Source organism: Collinsella sp. TM09-10AT (assembly GCF_003436275.1).
Classification (GTDB): Bacteria; Actinomycetota; Coriobacteriia; order Coriobacteriales; family Coriobacteriaceae; genus Collinsella.
In genome coordinates, this window is the sequence record NZ_QSOP01000016.1 from 21,979 (window position 1) to 39,793 (window position 17,815).

Genomic DNA, 17,815 nt, shown 5'->3' on the forward strand with positions numbered 1-17,815 from the left:
GCCTCTCAGCGCGGCGCCGCGTATCGAAAGGTAAAGACATGGCCGAGATCGTTCTCAAACATGTTCAGAAGGTGTATCCCAACAACGAGTCAAAAAAGAAGGGCTTCTTTGGCAAAAAGAAGAAGACCGAGGAGAAGAAGCACAACCTCAAGGTTACCGAGGACGGTGTGCTCGCTGTAGAGGACTTCAACCTCACCGTTCACGACCAGGAGTTCATCGTCCTCGTTGGCCCTTCTGGCTGCGGTAAGTCCACGACGATGCGCATGGTCGCCGGCCTGGAGGACATCACCTCCGGCGATGTGTTCATCGATGGCAAGCGCGTCAACGACGTGGCGCCCAAGGACCGCGACATCGCCATGGTGTTCCAGAGTTATGCTCTGTACCCCAATATGACGGTGTACGAGAACATGGCGTTTACGCTTGAGCTCAAGAAGGTCCCCAAGGACGAGATCGACCGCAAGGTTCGCTCCGCTGCCGAGATCCTGGGTATTACCGAGTACCTCGACCGTAAGCCCAAGGCGCTCTCTGGCGGCCAGCGCCAGCGCGTCGCCATCGGCCGCGCCATCGTGCGTGACCCCAAGGTCTTCCTGATGGACGAGCCGCTGTCCAACCTGGATGCCAAGCTTCGTAACCAGATGCGCGCCGAGCTCATTAAGCTGCGTCACGAGATCAAGGGCACCTTCATCTACGTTACCCACGACCAGACCGAGGCTATGACCCTCGGCGACCGCATCGTGGTCATGAAGGACGGCGTCGTCCAGCAGATCGCCACGCCGCAGGAGGTCTTCAACCATCCCGCGAACATCTTCGTCGCCGGCTTCATCGGCGTGCCGCAGATGAACTTCTTCGATGCCCAGCTGGTGCGCTCGGGCAACGGCTTTACTGTCAAGACCGAGGATATGAACGTGGCGCTCGCCCCCGAGACCTGCGCTCAGCTTGCTCTCAACTGGGACGGCGGCGACGTGAAGGAGATCACGGCCGGCGTGCGTCCCGAGCAGATCCTGCTTGCCGACAAGGACGAGGAGGGTGCGCTCCAGGGCACCGTCGAGGTGACCGAGCTCATGGGCTCGACCGAGCATGTCCACGTGACTGCTCCCGACGGCCAGTTTGTCCTGATCATTCCCGTCGTCGACCTCGAGGCCAAGGGCGCGCTCAAGGCGGGCGACCCCATCTGGTTCAAGTTTGAGAAGAACGCGACCCACCTCTTCGATAAGGTCTCTGGCAAGAACCTTATCTAGGCCCGGTGCAACCAGGCCCTTCCTTTGGGCGACTGCGGCTTTGCCATCCTTTTGCCGCGGTCACATATAAGGCTCCCCTCCCGTCCACTGGGCGAGAGGGGAGCCTTTCTTTGTGTTGGGACTGTCTGACCGGTCGTTTGTCTCGATCTGTAACGGATAGGGCCGATTTCGGACGTTAGATGTTACAGATCGAGACGGTTCCGCTGAGCTAACCATTTCATCTAAATCTGTAACACCAAAGGCGAATTACACCTGCTAGATGTTACAGATTGAGATAAACCCAAGGGGAGGGGCCGGTATGTCTCAATCTGTAACAGCTGGGACCGTTTTGGTTGAGTAGTTGTTATGGATCGAGATTGTTTGGCCGAGTCGGATCACAGGGTAACGTGCGGGCACAAAAAACGGAGCCGCGTTGCCGTGGCTCCGTTTTCAAGAGGATGGGCGATGAAACCGAATTAGCTCAGGTGCCAGATCTCGTCGTTGTACTGGGAGATCGTACGGTCGGACGAGAAGGTGCCGGCGTTGGCGATATTGATGAGCGCCTTGCGCATCCAGGCGTCCTGGTCCTCGTAGTCGGCCAGCACGCGCTCCTTGGTCTGGATGTACTCCTCAATGTCGAGCAGGGCCATAAACCAGTCCTTGCCCTTAATGTCGTCGTGCAGGCGCTGCAGGCGCTCGGCGTTGCCGGTTGCCATAAAGGCCGGGTTGGTGATGAAGTCCACCAGCAGTTTAATGCCGGGCTTGCGGTAGAGCGCACCGGCGTTGTAGGTGCCGTCGGCGTAGAGCTGCTCGACCTGTTTGGACGAGGCACCAAAGGTATAGATGTTCTCGTCGCCCACGAGCTCGGCAATCTCCACGTTGGCGCCGTCGAGCGTGCACAGGGTTAGGGCGCCGTTGAGCATGAACTTCATGTTGGAGGTGCCGCTCGCCTCCTTGGAGGCCAGGCTGATCTGCTCGGAGATGTCAGCGGCGGGGATCACGCGCTCGGCGGCGGTGACGTTGTAGTTCTCGATCATGACAACCTGCAGGTAGGGAGCCACGTCGGGGTCGTTTGCAATCCACTGCGACAGCGTCAGGATCAGATGGATGATGTCCTGCGCGATAGTGTAGGCAGGCGCCGCCTTGCCGCCAAAGATGATGGTGACAGGGTGCTTAGGCCTGTTGCCGTTCTTGATATCGAAGTACTTCCAGATGATGTAGAGCGCGAGCATCTGCTGACGCTTGTACTCGTGGATGCGCTTGACCTGGACGTCGATGATGGCGTTGGAGGGAATGGTCACGCCCTGCTCGAGCGCCATGAACTGGCGCATGATGGCCTTGGCCTCGACCTTGGTGGCGGCCAGGCGCTCAAGAACGTCCTTGTCGTCGGCGAACTTGGCGAGTTTGCTCAGATCGCCGGTGCTGCGCCAGTCGGTGCCGATTACATCGTCGAGCAGGCTGGCGAGTGCGGGGTTGGCTCCATGGATCCAGCGGCGGAAGGTGATGCCGTTGGTCTTGTTGGAGAACTTCTCGGGATAGATCTCGTAGAACGGATGAAGCTCGGTGTCCTCCAGAATCTTGGTGTGGAGTGCGGCGACGCCATTGATGGAGAAGCCAAAGTGAATGTCCATGTGGGCCATGTGGACGGTGTCGTGCTCGTCGATGATGGCGACGCGCGGGTCGTCGTGCTCGGCCTTGGCAACCTCGTCGAGCTTGACGATGATGTCGGCGATGGCGGGCGAGACCTTCTGCAGGCTGGCGAGCGGCCACTTCTCGAGCGCCTCGGCAAGGATCGTGTGGTTGGTGTAGGCGACCATGGAGCGCATGATGGTAACGGCCTCGTCAAACTCGATGTCGTGCTCGGTGGTGAGCAGGCGGATGAGCTCGGGAATGACCATGGTGGGGTGCGTGTCGTTGATCTGGACCACGGCGTAGTCGGCCAGATCGTGCAGGTTGCTGCCGCGCTCGACGGCCTCGTCGATCAGGAGCTGGGCGGCGTTGCTCACCATGAAGTACTCCTGGTAGATGCGAAGCAGGCGGCCCTGCTCATCGGAATCATCCGGATAGAGGAACAAGGTGAGGTTCTTGGCGATCTTCGTCTTGTCGAAGTCGATGGAGCTGCCGGGGACCAGGCCGTCGTCGACACTTGCCAGGTCAAACAGACGCAGGCGGTTCTTGGTGGGCTGGTCGTAACCGGGCACATCGATGTTGACGAGCTTGGAGGTAACGGCAAAATCGCCAAACTCGACGGTGTAGGAGCGGTCGTCATCGATCAGGATGTCCTGCTCGCCAAGCCACTCGTCGGGGACGGCCTTTTGCTGGTTGTCGGCAAAGCGCTGACGGAACAGGCCGTAATGGTAATTGAGGCCCACGCCGTCACCGGTAAGACCCAGCGTGGCAATGGAATCCAGGAAGCACGCGGCCAGACGGCCCAGGCCGCCGTTGCCCAGCGACGGTTCGACCTCAAACTCCTCAATCTTGTTGAGGTCGTGGCCGGCAGCGGTGAGCTGGTCTTTAACCTCGGCATAGATGCCAAGGTCGATCATGTTGTTGATCAGCAGTTTTCCAATCAAAAACTCAGCAGAGATGTAGTAGAGCTTTTTCTTGCCATTGTTGAGTGGGCAGGCAGCAGAGCGCTCCTGCACGAGCTTGACCAGCAGTTTGTAAATGCGGCGGTCATCGAGTTGCTCGAGCGAAGTTCCAAAGGACTGCTCGGCAAGATCCGCAAGATTGATACAGGGCATGTTTCCTCCTGTGGCGAGTTGACGACATGTCAGAAATTCAAAAGAAGCCCGCGCGAGGGGATTGGAGTGGCCTCGCGCGGGAAAAGCGGTCGCGTCCGCACGGTGGGGTGGGGTCGGGCGCGGTGGCTCCTATTGAGGAAGCTCGATTTCGGCTTCCGATGGGATGCGGAAGTAGGTCTCGGTCCAGTCGGTGAGTTTATGCTCGAGCTCGCGGGTGATGGCGCCATCGAGCATGCGCCAGGTCCAGTTTCCGCCCAGGGTGGCGGGGGTGTTAATGCGCGCCTCGTTGCCCAGATTGAGCAGGTCCTGCATGGTGTAGATGCAGGTATCGCTCACGCTGGCGGCGATGGTGCGGTTGAGCGCATCGGCCATGGACTCGCCTGCCTGCTGGTGGGTATACAGGGCCGCCTGCTCGCGCTGACGCGGGGTGGCCGTTCCCTCATACCAGCCGCGTGCTGTTTCGTTGTCATGCGTTCCGACGTAGGCGACGGTGTTGGCAATGTAGTTGTGCGGCAGGTAGTACGAGTTGGTGCCCTCAAAGGCAAACTGCAGGATCTTCATGCCAGGGAAGCCCGTGGTGTCGCGCATGTCGATGACACCAGGGGTAAGAAAGCCCAGGTCTTCGGCAATGATGGGAAGCGTGCCGAGCTTTTCCTCGAGCACCTTGAAGAGCTTGAGGCCGGGTCCCTGCGTCCATGAACCATATGACGAATCGGGAGAGGAGAACGGCACCTCCCAAAATGCCTCGAAACCGCGGAAGTGGTCCAGACGGATGATGTCGTACATGTCGAGGGCGGCTCGGATGCGGCCTTCCCACCAGGAAAAGCCGTCCGACTCCATGGCGTCCCAGTCGTAGATGGGGTTGCCCCAATACTGGCCGGTGGCCGAGAACTGATCGGGCGGTGTTCCCGCGACGCTGACGGGATTGCCGGCGGCGTCGATCTTAAAGAGCTCGGGCGTGGCCCACATCTCGACGGAGTCGCGCGAGACGTAGATGGGCAGGTCGCCGATGATCAGGATGTCGCGCTCGTTGGCATAGGCCTTGAGGCGGCTCCACTGGCGATCGAAGAAGTACTGCGTCATCTGGTGGTAAAGCATGCGCTCGGGGTGGGCGGCGCAGATCTTGTTGGATGCCTCGCCGCGGCGGCGGAGCTCCTCGGGCCACTCCCAGAAGGCCTTGAGCCCGCACTCCTCTTTGACGGTCATGAACTCGCAGTAGGGGATGAGCCAGTCCTCGTTGGCTTGGATAAAGTCATCAAAATCGGCCGGCTTGTCGGCAGCAAAGCGCTCAGCGGCTCGGTCGAGAATCTGACGGCGGCCGCCAAAGATAGCACCGTAGTCGACATTGCTGGGATCGGAGCCCAGGTACACGCCGTCGATATCGTGCTGCTCCAGATAGCCGGCCTCGATAAGCTCGGCAAAGTCGATAAAGTTGGGGTTGCCCGCACGGGCCGAGAACGACTGATAGGGCGAGTCGCCATAGCTCGTCGTCGTAAGGGGCAGAATCTGCCAGTAATGTTGTTTGCACGAGGCAAGAAAATCGACGAAGTCGTAGGCATTCCAGCCAAAGCCGCCGATGCCGTAAGGCCCGGGCAATGACGAAACGGGCATCAGAACACCGCTTGCACGCTCCATGGATGCACTCACCGTCCTTTTGAATAAGGGGCTGCGCCGTAGATGGATAGACGGCTCGTCCCGAGTTTCCATTTCTATTGTCCCTATTGTAGAACATGTTGTTTAAACATGTATATAGAGAATGAAAAAGTTGCCGAATTTCGGTGAATGGTAGTGCGCCATAAAGACGATATGAGCAGAACAATGTGAGCCCCTGCTTCGTATCGTCTTTTGATTCGTGGGCCAAGGCTGACAATGGTCGTCGTCATTAAAATCCGGCAGCCAGCCAGGTTGCCACAATGCGAGACTGGCTCACAATGCCACATGTTGCCTCTATTGGCCTTGAGGTGCACGCCCGCAGCATCAAAGGATGCGCCTTCAATCCGTTCACGGGCGAGATCGGCGGGAAGCCCTTTCTCCTACGACCCCGCCTCCGTCGCCGACTCGATCCTTTCTATCGAGTCGCCCGGGGCAGTCTACGAGTCCGGCGTCACCGGCTTTCCCTTCTGCAGGGAGCCGCGCTGCCTCGGCGTGGACTGCGTCATCGGCGCGGTCTCCAAGATGCAGAGGCCCGCGGCCGACAAGCGACGCAAGACCGACAAGCGCGACGCCGAGTTTTCGGCCAAGCAGCTCGCACTGCACGAAATCGTCGAGGTCCACGTCCCCGACTGCGAGTGCGAGGGCGCCAGGGACCTCTCCCAGGCCCCCGCCGATGCCCGGGAGAGGTTACCGTGTTACCGTCAAGCAGCGCCTCTCCAAGTACCTGCCCAGGAATGGGCAGTGCCACCCCGGCGGAGACGACCAGAGAAGGAGGCTCGGGACGTGGACCAGGGCGCACTGGGCCTGGATCGAAGCCGCGGAGATGGCCGACCCCACGGCCCAGCAGACCCTCGACTGCTATAAGGAGCGCGTCAAGCGGGCGGTAGACGAGAAGAAGGACCTGGAATCCAAGGTGGAGTCCCAGTCGGAACAGCCCCGATGGAAGCCGACGATGGACGTGCTCAGCTGCATGAAGGGCATCGACGTCGTCATCTCCGCTGTTAGTGTTAGTGTATTTTTCACCGTTCAGTTTAATGCTACCACTGACAGTTGAAACGCCTGTGGAAGGGATAGCCTTGTTGGACGGGGACTATTCGTGATAGTATCGCGCCGCAACATCGAGGCGCGAATCGCCCATGTGGTGGCAGTGCGAGTTTCGTGAGGTGTGGTGTGGACGGGACGCAGCGTTTTATGGGTCTGGCCGGTCCGACTGGTGTGCAGTTCTGTCGGGCCGGCCGAGATTGGTGAAGAGATCGCGTTGTTGAATGAGCGAATTTTACAAGCAGCTCTTCAAGGCGCTCTGGGCGTTGGCTAGGGCTGCGCAGTCAATCGCATGCAGCGATAGGCGAGGTGATTGCTCGATGGGTTGGCGACTAGTTTTGTGCCGTACTTGCCCCGGTGCCGTCGTTATCTGCCGAGTACCAGAATGCGTAGGCCGCAACGACGGCATCGTAGACGGCTGCAACTACGTTATCCACGACGGCTGCGAAGTTGACTACAACGGGAATGGGGCCGGTTTTGGAATCCATCTTCTCTACTTCTGGGGTCTCGTACATGGGAACATCTCCTTAGAGTTGGGACAGGACGCTCAGGTCGCCTAGATCGTCATCGATTAGGTCGATATAGAGGTCGCCGTCCATATTGATGTCTGCAATCAACGATGAGATCTCTTCCATCTCGTCAATCGAGTGCATGCGATTGGCCAACGCGGTAATAACGGGTTTATCCCAAACGGTTGCCATTCCGGCATCGTAGTATTCCTGAAGACTGTGTTTGCGAACGTTTCCAATGATGAGAGGTATATAGGGGGATACGACGATATCGCCATTGGCGTGGATGGCCACTTGGTCAAATTGCATCTGCAGCTGGGGGAATCTGACCAAGTGGTCGATGGGGTCGCCCCACTCAAACATGAAGTAGCCTCGATAGCCTGGATCGTATCGAAGGTCGTTGATCGTGTTGACCAACCGACGGTATTGATTATTTGAAGGGCGAATTGTGCGGTTTTTTCGGGCTCTGCCGAGGAGCATAAGTGGCTGAACTCGAAGGTCAATTCGGTCGGTCCTGCTCGACGATTTCAGCTTGTCCCGGAGCATCGTGCAAACTGGTTTGAAATCGTCGACATTAAATGATGTTGGACAAAAGGCAATCGAAAGGTGCAGCGAAGTTTCGTTCAGCGTGATATCGATGGCGTCTAGTACCCGGTCGTATAGCCCCGGGAACCCCCGCATATGTTCATGAGAATCACGTAGGCCATCGAGGCTAAACTGTATGCCGTTTAAACCGGTATGTTCGAGCTCATGCAAAGTAATTGAGCTTGCGAGCAGTCCGTTTGACACGAGGTTGCATTTGACGCCAGATGTGCTGAGCCGCCGCAAAGATTCGACGACAAGATTCTTGCGCAGAAGGGTCTCGCCTCCGCAGAAGCAGAAGCTAAAGGGGTGCATTTGACAAATCGAGTCGACGAGTTCGAGGACTTCGCTATCGGATAATTCGTTTGCGAGGACGTCGTTTTCTCCACTGTTGTTGAAGCAGTGTAGACAACGAAGGTTGCATTTGTTTGTAATGTCGAGCGCAACGCTGTGAGGCGCTCCGATTATTGCTGTCATGCTCATTATTGCTCCTTATCGAGCGGACGAACAAATAGCTTGACGTCGCCCGAGTCGAGTTCGTCGGGCAGGGTGCCGACTAAGAAGAAGCCAAGGTGCTGGCTGGAACGGTCAAGTTGCTCGGCAATTGGGGTGGAATTAGGCGCATCTATTCTGAGCGTGCGGTAGGCTTTGGGAGCGGAAGATTCGTAGTATTCTGCAAGACGGTCGAGCACGCTGGCAAGCAGCGTAGGGCTGCAATTGTAAGACGTTTTGTTGTTTGACGATTAGGCTGTTATTGAAGGAGTGGACTTGAGTGATGGCGATGTCGGACGTTATAGTTCCAATGGTGGGGTCATGCCTGCTGCTGGTGTTCGGAATAATGATGTATCGAGGCAAGCTCACGGGATTGCTTGCTGGAATGTCATCGCTATCGGGAGGGCGTTTAGAGGAGGAAAAGCGGACGGCCGAGTCTCTAGGCACAAACCGAGCGGTGGGGGCGGTTATAGTTTTCTCCGCAATATGTCTCCTTTTTTCGTCCCTTTTTCCGGACAAAAGGGCGATTTTCGGTCTGATGGTGGCTGCCGTAATAATCGCCGCACTTGCCTATGTAAATAGGGAGTCTATTCGTATGTATATCAAGGCGAAACGGAATCCTGGGCATCGCAACTCGCGATAGTGTTTTGCGAGGATTAACAATAAGGAGTGTATGGGAGCGATTAAGCGGCGAACTAATTCAGTTTTGGATAAAAGGTCGCTTGATGGGGGCTGGCATGTTTAAGAAGACGGTTAACGAGTTATTTCGCTGTAAAGGGTCGCGGCTTTTCGTGATTCTCATGTCGGTGAATTATGCTCTCTCGTGCGTCATGCCCGCCTTAAACGGTGGGTTTGTAGATTTTCTCGTGACGAATAGGGATCCATCTCGCGTCGTATGGTTTGCAGCCTTTGTTGCCAGCATAGGGATATCGGCATCCTTCATGTCGTATGCGATGGGCGTGAACGTATCGCGCGTCATTTTGGAGATGACTACGAGACTGATGGGGGCCACGTGTGAGTCGTTTGAACGAGGGCCCTTGGAAAAGGGGGAGCAGGCGGATTCATCCTATACAACGCAGAGGGTGTATGCGGATTCGAATGCGGTGTCATCGTTTGTCGTGAACAACTTCCTGACAATCGGGCTTAACATCATTCTGATTGTGTTTATTTTCATCATTCTGTTTTCAATTAACCCGGTGTTTCTGGCGTTAAGTACATGTTCGCTTGGGGCATACTTCATTTTATTTAGGGTGTTGAAAAAGCCGCTGTACAACAGTTCGCTTGCGAACAAAGAGGGGTTGAGCAAGCTGTTCGCATCCGTGAGCGGCGAGCTGTCGCAGTTGTTTGACATTAAGTGCGATGGGGCATATGACCAGAGTGCCCGTACGCTCAAGGGGGTATTCGAGGGGTACTACCCGATTTACATGAAAGCAAGTAGGGTCTCGAATCTGGCCACCTCGAGCGACGGCCTGATCTCATCTGTGTTCCGGGGAGCGTTGCTTGTGATCTCCGGAATGGAAATATTAAGCGGAAGAATGAGCATTGGCGAGTTCACAATGGTGAACTCGTATTACTCGATGGCGTTCGGATGCTTCAAATATTATTTGAATTATTTCAAATCATATCAGGACGCGAGGGCCTCGTTCGACCGATTGGAGGCTCTGTCGGAAGGCGCCGAGGACCGCGGCACCATCTCGGTTGGGCACGTGGAGAGCATATCGTTGTCCAACATCGCGTACCGATATGCGGGAAAGCCCTACTTGTACCGCGATCTCTCCGTGGAGGTCGAGAGGGGGAAACCTATGCCATTACCGGGCCGAACGGATGCGGCAAAAGCACGTTTCTGAAGGTGCTTCTTGGACTATATTCTGCTGGGGGGCATCGGACTTTGGGGTCGGTGCCATATGAAGAGCTCGATATGGAGACGATCCGACATGACCTGTTTGCGGTGTGCCCGCAAAAGCTCTTTATTCCGAATGAAACGGTGGAACACTATCTTGAGAGGGCATCGATTCGGGGAACGGGCGAGCATCTCTGCGAGCTTGTGCCGAGTTTCTGCCGAACCGTCGAATCGTTAAAAGGTAAGAATTGTAGGGACCTTTCTGGTGGAGAGTATCGGAAGCTAAGGATAATCTCAGCACTTTGCAGGCAACCGGAAGTGCTTGTGTTTGACGAGCCGACGAATGATTTAGACGAAGAAAGCCGTCGGGAGTTCACGGAGTATGTCTCTCGAAACCCCTTTAATCAGCTAATTCTTGTTGTAAGCCACGATCAGGATTTGATTTTGGCATGCGATAAGAAACTGGATTTAAATTTCGACTCGAAAGATGGGCAATGCTGATGAGAAACGCTTGGAGTTCGGGATTGCGCGGCGTGAAGCGACCCTCTTCTTATCGAGTTCGTTACAATGTAGGAAAAACAGTAAGTAAGAAGACCTCTGATTGCTTTAGGAGGAGCTGTGGTGAATAGCGCCCAGAAGATCGATAAGTCCATCCAGAAGATGATGACTCTCGGAAGAAGGCTTGGGATTCTGTTTACGGCGCTGTTTATAGCGGTGTGTTGCTGTTCGGTGGTGGTGGTTATTTCCATTGGGCTTATGGCTGCTCAAGGAAACCTATATGATCCATCAAAGACGGTTTCCGTAGTGGTTCCTTTGATGTATCTTCTGATTTCCGGAGGGGCCACATGGACCCTGCGGGGAATCAGCATGGACATGGCTCATGGCGAATCGCCCTTTACCCTTTCGCATGCTCGAAGAATCTCGATTATCGGGTGGCTGTTTGTTGCAGCAGCAATAGGTGACCTCTTGTTTTCTCCGGGGTTTCTTTCGATAGTGATTGGCCCCTTCGACTTGCTGGGGAACGCCTATTCGATGTTTGAAAACCTGGCCCTGCCCATAGATATTGGTGCTGTGCTGGGGGCCGTTTGCTGCTTCTCGATTTCTGCGATATGGCGCTACGGAGCTCTGCTTCAAGACCAGACCGAGGATTTGGTGTGAGGGGCGGCATGGACTATCTGATTATTGAGCTTGAAAGCTTATTGCTTCGACGCGGAAAGACGAGTACGGATATCATTCGGGCGACCGGGCACACACCGGCAAGTATCTCAAAAATACGAAATGGCAAGGTGAAGGCAATTAGGTTAAAGACATTGCTGGATATTTGCGTAGAGCTTGATTGCCAGCCTGGCGATCTTATTAAGCGCGTCAACGAAAGAGAACTTGAGGAACTGGCGACGCGGCGCGCCCGCAACGCGCTGAGCAGGGCGACCGCGACGGATGATGACCCGGTCCTGGAGTCAGATCATGTTTACGTGGTCGATCTTAGAGACGACTGAGGCTGGAGAATAAAAAAGTATTGAGCAGGTGCAGCCCGTGAAAACAACGGTTTTCACGGGCTGTTCATTCAACGTCCTGCAGTGGCCTGTATTTCTCGCCGCGTCACTGGGGAACGAGAGAGTCATTTCCTGTGCTGGATGCAGGGGGGTGCTTACCTTGTGTAATATATAAATAAGCTTATATTGAAATATGATACATATTGAATTAGAATAACATTATCAATTCGGTATGCAAGGAAAGGAGGGAGAGATGGATTGGATTAACGAGCCGGAGGAAGGCGTTGCACCCGCGTGCGGCAACTGCTTCTTCTACGCGCACGGGGGATGCACGAAGAGGTGCCCCAATCAGTCCTGCACGTTCCGTTTCTAGGGGGCAGAGATGAACTGGCTTTCTACCGCGAAAGGAGGGGAATGAAATGGAATGGATTACCGAGCCGTCAGCCGGGGCTGAGCCCATGTGCAACAATTGCTTCTTTTACGCGCACGGCAGCTGCAGCACCAAGTGTTCTTCACAGGAGTGCACTATCCGCTTTTAGCGGATAGTGCACGCCGTACGGCGTGCACAGACTGTTCAAAGATATTTTGGCCAGCAGCGCCTGAGGGGCGATGTGGCATTGCAATATGGGGGGGCGAACCGACGTTACCTATAACCCCGCACAATTGCCATGTCGTCCCTTTTTATTGACGGGGAGGATGTCGTCCATGCGGGAAGTCCCAGTTGAATTGCGTGCCATATCCAAGAGATATGGCGGGTTTGAAGCGGTTAAATCAGTCTCGTTCTCTTTAATGGAAGGCGAGCTGTGTGCACTCATTGGGGAGAATGGTGCCGGCAAGAGCACGTTAATTCGATTGATCACGGGGCTTTCGGAGCCATCGTCAGGAACGATCTCGATGTTTGGGCAAACCGGGAGACGTGAAATACGGAGCTGCAGGGAAAGGCTGGGTTATATGCCCGACCTCAATGCTTCGTATCCTAATCTGACCGCGCGAGACAACTTGGTCGTTCGCTGTATTGAGTGGGGGCTTCCCACCGATCGTTCCATCGACGGTGTGTTATCAACCGTCGGTTTGGGGGAGGCCGGCGGGAAGAAAGTGAAGAACTTCTCAATGGGAATGAGGAGGCGTCTCGATCTGGCCATAGCGTTGCTGGGCGATCCGGAGCTGTTGATCCTGGACGAGCCGACAAACGGCCTGGATCCGATGGGGATAGTCGAAGTAAGAAAAATCCTTACGCATCTTAACAAAGATCAAGGTAAAACGATTCTCGTATCCAGCCACAATCTTGAGGAGATGCACAAGCTGGCAACTGATTACCTCTTCATAAGTCATGGTCGCCTCATTCGAAGGATGACCGCACCTCAGCTGGAAAAGTCATGCCGCGGTGGTTTCGTGTTGCATGTGGACGATCTGGAGCGAACGAGATCGGTTCTCGGAGATGAGACCTCACATTCTTTTCTGCCGGACGGCAGCGTCCTTATGCGCTATGAGGAGAAAAAGGAAGGGCGGGGCATTGCAATCGAAGCGCTCTCGACCGCAGGTGTGAGGGTTGCGGAGGCGTATTCTCATAGGAAGAGCCTTGAGGAGTTTTATTCGGAGCTCATCGGTCGAGAGAGCGAGCTGTGATGAAACGCGAGTTCATCTCAGCTTTTCGGAGCGAGGTATGGTTGCTCGCCAGGCACCCGGCGACCGCTCTGATGATTGCGCTTGCGGCTGTGCTGTATGTGGTTGCGGCTGCGACTTCGTCTGAGGTGCTGATCATGGTCGCCGGTGATGACCCGTATACGCTTGGAGGGGCTATAGGTTTTATTGGAAACCTAGTGGATGCAGGGGACGTTTTGGGCTCTGTTGCCCGGACGTCTTTTGCGTCTACAGTGGTCTGGATTCCGGTGACGATTCTCTACGCGGTTTACGCTACGTCGAGAGACTTTGAATCCGTGGCTTACGCCGTATCGAGATCGCGAGGGTGTCGCAGGCGGCGATTGTGATCACGAAGCTGTTGGTGAACTGCACTCTGGTCGGTGCCGTGTATCTTCTTTCTACGACTGCGCTGTATTTAACCAAGATGGCCCAATGGGACGTTGGGGCCTCGTGCTCAGGGTTTGCCCAATTTGTATCGATTGCGCTGATGATCGCGCTGCTGCTCATTTCGATGTACGCCGCTACCTTCGCCCTGTATTTGCTCACGAGGAGTGTGGTGGCGAGCAGCGTCGTTGCAATAGCGGTTTCGACATTTGTGATGGTGTGGTTCCCAAGTACATACGGAAGCGGTCAGCCCAGCTTGCTGCTCATGCTCTCGCCCGTGTATTACCTGATGAACCTGTGTTCCCTGAGTATGCAGAATGTTGGGGTAATTCAGGTTTTGCTGTATGCGGGCGGCACTGTGCTTGTGTCGGTTGGAGTTGCGCTCGTCTCGCTATTTGTAAGGACGGCGGTTCGATGAATCTTGGGATGTCGGTCAGGGCGGAACTGTTCCGCGCAAGGAGAATGAAACTCGCCGTGATAATAGCGCTGATGTATTTGGGCATCGCGGGGATTTATGTGTTTGCCGGGTCCGGCGCATGGGTCTCCGCAGGGGGAGAGGGCCAGTTCTTTGGCTTTTCCGCCGATCCGGGCTATCTTTTCTCGATAGGGGTTGGGCCAACGGGTATCTCTTCCTGGCTAAGTGTCGTCTCCATGGCGCATACGGTGTTCTTCCCAATCGTCTCTGTTGTTGTGGCGGGGACGCTATTCGGTGATGCGACGAGCGTGTCGGCAAGGGGAGTTTCGATTGCTCGGGGCTTCCGCAGCTGGCAGCTGTTTGCGGCAAAGACATTGGCTTGCGAAGTGTATACGCTGTGCCCCTACATCGTGTTTACTCTCGGTGTCGCTGCGGTCTTTGCCGTGTGCTCCGGAAGCGGTCTAGACAGCCTTACGGTTGGTAATGTGACCTCGGCACTCCTGTCGAATATCGTTATAGACGCCGCTTATACGCTGATGGTTGCGGTTGCATATGAGGTGTTCAGGATCAGATCTCTTGTGTCGGGAGCCTTGCTGGTCGCAACGTTCGCGGGCCTTGTTATCGCGATGAGTTTCCCAACCGTTTTACCCCCGGTTCACATGGCTTATTGGATGAGGGCGTGCGGGGCTGCCGGCGGGACGGTCCTGATGGCTGCATGCGGCCATGCGGTCATCGTGTCGCTCGCATGTCTATTGCTGCTTTCGTGCAGTTTTTATCGAAGAAGGTAGTGCGCTGGCGTATGCGCAGCGTCTGAGGGTCGATATGGATTTGATTGGAAATGGAGATGGTGCGAAGTGAAACTGTCGCAATTTAATGTGGTGCATGAACATAACGGAAGTCTTCTTATCATGAATGCGCGAACCGGCGGCATCCTGTCGTTAAATCCGGAATACGCGCAGAAATTCAAAAGGATTCAAGAAGGGGACGTTCGAGATGCCGATGATCTTGTCGCGGAGCTGATAAGGGGAGGCATCCTAGTCAATGAGGAGAGGGACGAGCTTGGGGAGATCAGGTTGCAAAGTCGCGCCGCGCGCTTTGCGAATACTGCTCTGTCCCTTACCATTGCGCCAACGATGGCTTGCAACTTTTGCTGTCCCTACTGCTATGAAAAGGGACAGGCGTACACGACGATGGGCGAGGAGGTTTTGACACAGCTCTCCAAGTTCGTGAAAGATTACTATCCTGGTATCGCAAGTCTCTCAGTTGGATGGTACGGCGGCGAGCCTCTGCTCGGAATGAAGATGATCGAACGGATTACGTCGGATCTGAAAGATGTCGTGGGGCCAACGTGTGAATATTCCGCATCGATAGTGACAAATGGCTATCTGCTGACGCCTGATGTTGCAAGGAGGCTCGCGGCATGTGGTGTGACGAGCGCGCAAGTGACTATAGATGGATCGAAGTCGGATCACGATTCGAGAAGGATTCTTCACGACGGAAGCCCTACATACGAACGTATTCTCAAGAACGTCAAAGAGTGTGCCGACATCATCGATATTTCGATAAGGAGCAACGTCGACAAGACCAACATCGAGGCCGCTCAAGAGCTATTGGATTATCTCGAGCTAAATGGCCTGATGAATAAGGTTCACTTCTATTTAGCCCCTGTTGACGATATCAATCAGGTATGTGCGAACGACAGCCACTGCTTTACTGTAAAAGAGTTCTCGTATGAGGAGACTGAGTTTTATAAAAGGGCAATTGCGCGGGGCTTCAAAGTTCAACCTTTTGGTGGGACGAATTTCGGGATATGTTGCGCCGTTGGAATCAACTCGTACGTGGTTGATCCCGTCGGAGATTTGTATAAGTGCTGGGATGACATTGGAATGAAGGAGCGGAGGGTCGGAACTATTTTCGAGCCGCCAATGTTGAGCAAGAACATGATTAACTGGATGGCATATGAGCCGGATGACCCGGAATGCCAAGAGCGCTTTGCTTTTCCCATGTGCATGGGAGGGTGCCCCAACCACGCCTTAAACGGTGAGGGGAAACGTTGCGTTTCCTTCCGGTATGATGCCGAGCAAAAAATGCTGCTCTCCCAGATGATGAATACGGCAAAACGGGGTGCGGGGCAAAATGAGGCTGATGCTTAATCTCTGTAGAAAATATATACTGGGCGGTCGATTCTACGCCTATCTTGTCGTAACAGTTTTGGTCGGGCTGCTTGCGCTTGCGGGTCCCTTTCTTACCGGCATAGTGGTAAACCGATTGGCGATGCCGGCCAGCGCCGATCTTGCCGCCGTTCTCGTTTGTTGCCTTATTTTGGTTGCGGTCCAAGCGGTTCGAGCGGGACTAGTGTATTGCTCAGAGATGCTGTACATCAACCTTCAGTCGCATGCGGGGTTCGGCTTAAATGCGGATACGCTTGAGCACGTGAAGCACCTTCCCCAGGCATTCTTCGAGGGCTTCAACGCGTCGTATTATAACCAGCAAATCAATCACGACGCTAATGACCTTGTCATCTTCGTAATCAACTCGGTTGTGGGGGTTTCAAGCAACGTTATCACCCTTTTGTCCGCCCTGTTTGTTCTCGGTAGCCTGAATATCAAGTTGAGTGTGGTCTGCCTTGTTCTTGCGGCAGCGAGTGCCGCTTTTTATGCGGTTTCACGCGCAAGGCTGTTTGAGAGAAGTTTTGACGTACAAGAGCAGAGCGCGAGGTTTTTTTCCTGTCTACAAGATCAGTTGGAGAAAGTTGATTTCATCCGCAAACATGCTTTGTTCGATAGGTCCCGCGCTGTACTGGTCGAAGCTTTTAATGGGCTCTATCCAACGATGAGAGCAAATCAGGAAGTAGGGTCTAGATTTACCTTTGGCAACGCGTTGGTCGCTTCCGCCGCTCAAGGATGTCTTCTTGCTGTGGGCGCGGTTGAAGTGATGGGCGGGAGACTGTTGCCTGGTTTTCTCGTGACTGCTGTTGGATATTATTCGAACTTAAGCTCAGCGGTACAGTATTTGTTGGGCTGGGGAAGGGATTACCAGACTAATCGCGTATGCTATGAGCGGCTGAAAAGAATTTGGGATGTCCCGGTGGAAGCGAATGGCAAATTGGCGCTTGGTCCGATTGAGGAAATCCGTCTAGAGAACATCAAGCTACGTTATCCAGGGGCGGAAAGGGTCGCGTTAAGCATTGAGGGGCTCGCGTTTTCCAGGGGTCGGCTATATGGAATCTCGGGGCCGAATGGTTCGGGGAAGAGCTCGCTGCTGTCAGTGATATTGGGGCTATATCCAGATGACACAGAAGGGGCCGTTCGCTACAACGGGGTGTCACAGCGTTGCATCGATCGATATGCATTGCGGCGGTGTCGAGTCAGCATTACGGAGCAAGAACCCCCTATCGTTGAGGGGACGATTCTCGATAATCTTACGCTGCTTTCTGATGATTACGAGATGGATAAGCTGAACCGGATGCTTGTCATATTGGGGCTAGACGAAATGGTTGCTTCTGTGGAGAACGGGGCAACGGCGATGCTTGACGGCGGGAAAGGAGGGGTGTCCGGCGGCGAGAAGCAAAAGATTGCAATTGTGAGACAGCTGTTGAAATCGCCGGACGTTATGCTTTTTGATGAACCGACCTCAGCACTTGATGCGAAGAGTCGAGGCGCGCTGATCAAATTGCTTCATGAAATTAAGAGAGACCATATTGTAATCGTTGTCACTCATGACGAGGAGATGCTTGCCGCCTGTGACGAGGTCATTTCGACGGCTGGATGATTATCGGATTGTGGCGTTGAAGACCAAGAAACT

At 54.8% G+C, this 17,815-nt stretch carries 17 protein-coding genes; 12 read left to right on the top strand and 5 right to left on the bottom strand.

The window, feature by feature from the left end:
- The first annotated feature begins 38 nt into the window (after nt 1–38).
- Nucleotides 39–1,238 carry an ABC transporter ATP-binding protein gene (locus DXD77_RS07425; RefSeq protein WP_117636044.1) on the top strand — a complete coding sequence of 400 codons (1,200 nt, stop codon included), beginning with the start codon at nt 39–41 and terminating at the stop codon, nt 1,236–1,238.
- Nucleotides 1,239–1,693: 455 nt separating this feature from the next.
- Here the strand turns inward: DXD77_RS07425 and DXD77_RS07430 are convergent, their stop codons facing one another.
- The gene (locus DXD77_RS07430) at nt 1,694–3,961 is read right to left on the bottom strand and encodes a glycogen/starch/alpha-glucan phosphorylase (RefSeq protein WP_117648330.1); all 2,268 of its coding nucleotides are present in this window, start codon (nt 3,959–3,961) and stop codon (nt 1,694–1,696) included.
- A gap of 129 nt (nt 3,962–4,090) precedes the next feature.
- Nucleotides 4,091–5,608, bottom strand: a complete 1,518-nt coding sequence (gene malQ, locus DXD77_RS07435; protein ID WP_233506771.1) for a 4-alpha-glucanotransferase — start codon at nt 5,606–5,608, stop codon at nt 4,091–4,093.
- Nucleotides 5,609–6,437: 829 nt separating this feature from the next.
- Between malQ and DXD77_RS10410 the strand changes: the two genes are divergently transcribed.
- Nucleotides 6,438–6,668, top strand: coding sequence for a hypothetical protein (locus DXD77_RS10410; RefSeq protein ID WP_117564843.1), 231 nt, complete (start codon nt 6,438–6,440; stop codon nt 6,666–6,668).
- 319 nt (nt 6,669–6,987) lie between these two features.
- Here the strand turns inward: DXD77_RS10410 and DXD77_RS07450 are convergent, their stop codons facing one another.
- From DXD77_RS07450 to DXD77_RS10305, 3 genes are read right to left on the bottom strand one after another with little or no spacing between them, the layout of a single operon-like run.
- Nucleotides 6,988–7,170, bottom strand: coding sequence for a hypothetical protein (locus DXD77_RS07450; protein WP_117564844.1), 183 nt, complete (start codon nt 7,168–7,170; stop codon nt 6,988–6,990).
- A gap of 12 nt (nt 7,171–7,182) precedes the next feature.
- Nucleotides 7,183–8,229: a radical SAM/SPASM domain-containing protein gene (locus DXD77_RS07455; protein WP_117564845.1), complete on the bottom strand. Its 1,047-nt coding sequence runs from the start codon at nt 8,227–8,229 to the stop codon at nt 7,183–7,185.
- Complete coding sequence (locus DXD77_RS10305; protein WP_147324162.1) at nt 8,229–8,438, bottom strand: hypothetical protein; 210 nt, start codon at nt 8,436–8,438, stop codon at nt 8,229–8,231. Before DXD77_RS10305 ends, DXD77_RS07455 begins: the two co-directional genes overlap by 1 nt.
- A 110-nt stretch (nt 8,439–8,548) precedes the next feature.
- Here DXD77_RS10305 and DXD77_RS10665 point away from each other — a divergent pair, with 110 nt between their 5' ends.
- The 10 genes from DXD77_RS10665 (at nt 8,549) to DXD77_RS07510 (ending at nt 17,782) form a co-directional block, all read left to right on the top strand.
- The gene (locus DXD77_RS10665; RefSeq protein WP_369831499.1) at nt 8,549–8,881 is read left to right on the top strand and encodes a DUF3784 domain-containing protein; all 333 of its coding nucleotides are present in this window, start codon (nt 8,549–8,551) and stop codon (nt 8,879–8,881) included.
- Between the two features lie 94 nt (nt 8,882–8,975).
- On the top strand, nt 8,976–10,085 hold the full coding sequence (locus DXD77_RS07465) for an ABC transporter ATP-binding protein (protein WP_158548971.1): 1,110 nt from the start codon (nt 8,976–8,978) through the stop codon (nt 10,083–10,085).
- A gap of 2 nt (nt 10,086–10,087) precedes the next feature.
- Complete coding sequence (locus DXD77_RS10500) at nt 10,088–10,579, top strand: ATP-binding cassette domain-containing protein (protein ID WP_233505134.1); 492 nt, start codon at nt 10,088–10,090, stop codon at nt 10,577–10,579.
- 120 nt (nt 10,580–10,699) lie between these two features.
- Nucleotides 10,700–11,236: a hypothetical protein gene (locus DXD77_RS07475; protein WP_035137761.1), complete on the top strand. Its 537-nt coding sequence runs from the start codon at nt 10,700–10,702 to the stop codon at nt 11,234–11,236.
- Between the two features lie 8 nt (nt 11,237–11,244).
- A complete protein-coding gene (locus tag DXD77_RS07480; protein ID WP_158548972.1) occupies nt 11,245–11,574 on the top strand; it encodes a helix-turn-helix transcriptional regulator in 330 nt (109 codons plus the stop codon).
- Nucleotides 11,575–12,276: 702 nt separating this feature from the next.
- A complete protein-coding gene (locus DXD77_RS07485; protein ID WP_035137759.1) occupies nt 12,277–13,197 on the top strand; it encodes an ABC transporter ATP-binding protein in 921 nt (306 codons plus the stop codon).
- A 358-nt stretch (nt 13,198–13,555) separates the two neighbouring features.
- Complete coding sequence (locus DXD77_RS07495; RefSeq protein WP_147325429.1) at nt 13,556–14,014, top strand: hypothetical protein; 459 nt, start codon at nt 13,556–13,558, stop codon at nt 14,012–14,014.
- Entirely contained in the window at nt 14,011–14,799 is a 789-nt protein-coding gene (locus DXD77_RS07500) for a hypothetical protein (protein ID WP_035137757.1), read from the top strand. The genes DXD77_RS07495 and DXD77_RS07500 overlap by 4 nt, the downstream gene beginning before the upstream one ends.
- A 66-nt stretch (nt 14,800–14,865) precedes the next feature.
- Nucleotides 14,866–16,164: a radical SAM protein gene (locus DXD77_RS07505; RefSeq protein WP_117648334.1), complete on the top strand. Its 1,299-nt coding sequence runs from the start codon at nt 14,866–14,868 to the stop codon at nt 16,162–16,164.
- Entirely contained in the window at nt 16,148–17,782 is a 1,635-nt protein-coding gene (locus DXD77_RS07510) for an ABC transporter ATP-binding protein (RefSeq protein ID WP_084591801.1), read from the top strand. Before DXD77_RS07505 ends, DXD77_RS07510 begins: the two co-directional genes overlap by 17 nt.
- Nucleotides 17,783–17,815: the final 33 nt, after the last annotated feature.